Source organism: Geminicoccus flavidas, from assembly GCF_009806515.1.
Lineage (GTDB): Bacteria > Pseudomonadota > Alphaproteobacteria > Geminicoccales > Geminicoccaceae > Geminicoccus > Geminicoccus flavidus.
Window position 1 is genome coordinate 1 of record NZ_WUJP01000251.1, and the last position, 3,400, is coordinate 3,400.

The 3,400-nt window shown below is 69.6% G+C and carries 3 protein-coding genes and 1 pseudogene; all 4 read right to left on the reverse strand.

What is annotated here, in order from left to right:
- Positions 1-838 (reverse strand): Gfo/Idh/MocA family protein (locus EQG76_RS06960; protein ID WP_159711857.1); only part of this gene is annotated, 838 nt, incomplete at its 3' end.
- A gap of 51 nt (positions 839-889) precedes the next feature.
- Positions 890-2,311 (reverse strand): amidase, encoded by a 1,422-nt coding sequence (locus EQG76_RS06965; RefSeq protein ID WP_159711859.1) that lies wholly within the window; start codon positions 2,309-2,311, stop codon positions 890-892.
- A gap of 100 nt (positions 2,312-2,411) precedes the next feature.
- Complete coding sequence (locus EQG76_RS06970) at positions 2,412-3,179, reverse strand: cytochrome c1 (protein ID WP_159711861.1); 768 nt, start codon at positions 3,177-3,179, stop codon at positions 2,412-2,414.
- A 3-nt stretch (positions 3,180-3,182) separates the two neighbouring features.
- Positions 3,183-3,400 (reverse strand): annotated as a pseudogene (locus tag EQG76_RS06975) (cytochrome b); the annotation flags it as partial.

Sequence of the window (3,400 nt, forward strand, 5' to 3'; positions counted from 1 at the left end):
AGCGCTCGATGAAGAAGTCGAGCAGCGGATCCTGCGCCTCAGTCGTGGTCTTGCCCCAGCGGCGCAGCGTGGTGGCGCGGCGGTTGCCGACCTGCAGCATGCCGTTTTCGCCGAACGCCTCCAGGCGCTGGTCGTAGCCATAGACCGCGCGGCGCGAGCAGTTGATGTGGACCAGCGTGCCGGATGCGGCCTTGAGCGTCACCATGGCGGTGTCGATGTCGCCCAGCCGGCCGATCTCCGGATCGACCATGACCGAGGCCATGGCCGACACCGCGACCGGCTCCTCGCCCAGCATGAAGCGCGCCAGGTCGAAATCATGGATCATCATGTCGCGGAACAGGCCGCCCGACACCTTTAGATAGGCGGCAGGCGGCGGGCCCGGGTCGCGCGAGGTGATCACCAGGAGCTCGAGCCGGCCGATCTCGCCGGCCAGGAGCGCGGTGCGAACCGTCTGGAAGGACGGGTCGAAGCGCCGATTGAAGCCGATCTGCACGATGGGCGAGAGCAGCTGGATCTCCTTCCAACAGGCATCGACCCGCGCGATGTCCAGATCGATCGGCTTCTCGCACAGGATCGCCTTGCCCGCCCGGGCAGCGCGGGTGATCAGGTCGACATGGGTGTCGGTGGAGGACGCGATCAGCACCGCGTCCACCCCACCGATGCCCAGCAGCTCGTCGACGTCGCGCGCTGCAGGGCAGCCATGCCTGGTCGCCACCGCCTCAGCGGCCGCCGGCACCACGTCGAACACGGCGGCGAGCTGCGCGCGCGGATGGTTCGCGATCGCGTCGGCGTGCATCCGCCCGATGCGCCCGCAGCCGAACAAGCCGAACCGGACCATGCCGCCTCCCTGGATCTTCTTGCCTCTGGCGGACAGGTCTAGCAGCGGAGGTCAGGAAGCGGGAGGCTTGGGATCGATCGGCACCGCCCCGGCCAGACCCAGCGTGTCCTCGATGGCGGCGGCATGACGCAGCAGCCCGGCCTCGTCGCGCGGCCGGCCCACCAGCTGCAGGCCGACCGGCAGGCCCGCCCGCGTGAAGCCGCAGGGAATGCTGATCGCCGGGCAGGCGGTGAGCGTGACCGCATAGGCGATCGCCACCCAGTCGATATAGCTCGGGAAGCGATGGCCGTTCAGCTCCGCCAGGTAGCGGATGCCATGCGCGAAGGGCGGGACGATCGCCGTGGGTGTCAGCAGCAGCTCGTGCTCGGCCAGGAAGGCGGCCGCCCGGCGCTGCAGCTCGCCGCGCGCCCGCTGTGCCTGGCCGATCCTGTCGGCATCCAGCGCCATGCCCTGCTCGATGTTCCAGACCACTTCCGGCTTGAGCTGGTCGCGATGGTCGCGCAGCAGCGGGCCGCTGTTGGTGGCATACAGGGCAGCGCGCAGGACAGTGAACGTATCGCTGGCCGGGGCCAGGTCCGGCTGGGCCAGGGTCACAGCGACGCCGGCCGCACGCAGCCGCTCCACCGCCGCCTGGCAGACCGAGACGACCTCCTCGTCCACCGGCGTGATCCCGCCTAGGTCGGCCGAGAAGGCGAGCCGTGCCGGCAGCCGTGCCTCTGCCACCGCGCGGCGGTGCTGGTCGAGCTCGGATGGCCAAGACAACGGGTCGCGCGGGTCGTGCCCGGCCATCACGTCGAGGAACAAAGCGAGGTCGCGCACGTCGCGCGCCATGGGCCCCTCCACCGATAGCGTCTGGAAGGGATCACGCTGCGGCCCGGCCGGCACCCGGCCGGGCGAGGGACGAAAGCCGACGATGCCGCAGAACGAGGCGGGCGTGCGCAAGGAGCCGCCGAGATCGGAGCCGGTCGCGAGCCAAGCCTCGCCGGTCGCGAGCGCCACGGCCGCGCCGCCCGAGCTACCGCCGCAGGTCCGGCCGGTATCCCAGGGATTCGAGGTGACGCCGAACACCTCGTTGAAGGTGACTGCACCCGCGCCGAACTCGGGCGTGTTGGTCTTGCCCAATACGATCCCGCCGGCCGCCTCGATCCGCTCGACCAGATAGTCGGACGTTTCCGGCACATGGTCGCGCCAGATCGGCGAGCCGTAGGTGGTGCGCACGCCCGCCACGTCGACCAAGTCCTTGACCAGCACCGGAAGGCCGGCCAGCGGGCCACGCTGTTCCGGTGTCAGGCGCTCCAGCCGCTCTGCATGGGCCATGGCGCGCTCCCGGCAGAGCGTCGGCACCGCGTTCACCTTGGGCTCGACCTGGGCAATCCGGTCCAGCGCGGCATCGACCGCCTCGCTCGGCCGAAGCTCGCCTCGAGCGAGGGCCGCCACCATCGCGCGGGCGGAACGGCGCCAAAGATCCTGCATGATGCGTCTCCTTCTGCTGACCGGGTGCAGCAGGACAACCCGAAATGCAACGGGGCCGCATGGAGCGGCCCCGTCGGTTCGATGAAAGAATCGGCTGACGTCAGTGGACGTCGGCCCAGACCTTCCGCTTGTAGAGGTAGAGCAGCACGGTCAGCACGATCAGGAACAGCATGACCTTGATGCCGGTCTGCTTGCGCTCCTCCATCTTGGGCTCGGCCGCCCAGGCGAGGAACTGGGTGACGTCGCTGGCCATCTGGTCGACGGTGGCCGGGGTCCCGTCGTCATAGGTGATCTGGTCGGGCATGAGCGGCGGCGGCATGCCGATGCGGTGGCCTGGGAAGTAATGGTTGTAGTACTGGCCCGGCGCCAGCTCCTCGCCGGCCGGCGGGTCGTCATAGCCGGTCAGCAGGGAGAAGACGTAGTTGTCGCCGTCATGGCGCGCCTTCGACATCAGGGAGAGGTCGGGCGGGTAGGCCCCGCCATTGGCGGCACGAGCCGCCTGCGGGTTGGGGAACGGCGAGGGCATGGTGTCCGAGGGCCGGGCCGGCCGCTCGAACATCTCGCCATTCTCGTCCGGCCCGTCGGTCACCGTGTAGGCGGCCGCCAGCGCCTTGACCTCGTCCTCGTTGAAGCCGAGATCGGCCAGCGAGCGGAAGGTCAAGTACTTGGCGGCATGACAGGCGTGGCAGACCTCCTGGTAGACCTTGAAGCCACGCTGCAGGGCAGCCCGGTCGAAGGTGCCGAAGAAGCCGTCATGCGGCCAGGAGATCTGCTTGGGCTCGGCCGCACCCTCGGCCGCCTGGGAGCCGGCGGACCACAGGGCGACGCCGGCGGCGACCAGGAGAGCGGATAGTTTCAGGAGACGCATCACTTACTCCGCCGGCTGAGCGGCAGCGCCGTGGGACAGGACCGGCTTGCCGATGCTGTCCGGCAGCGGGCGCGGACGCTCGAACTTGCCGAGCAGCGGCATGATCACCAGGAAGTGGACGAAGTAGTAGAGCGTCGCGATCTGGCCAATCAGCACGACCGTCGGCGTGGGGACCTCGCCGCCGGCCCAGTGCAGCACGACCACGTCGATCACGAGCAGCC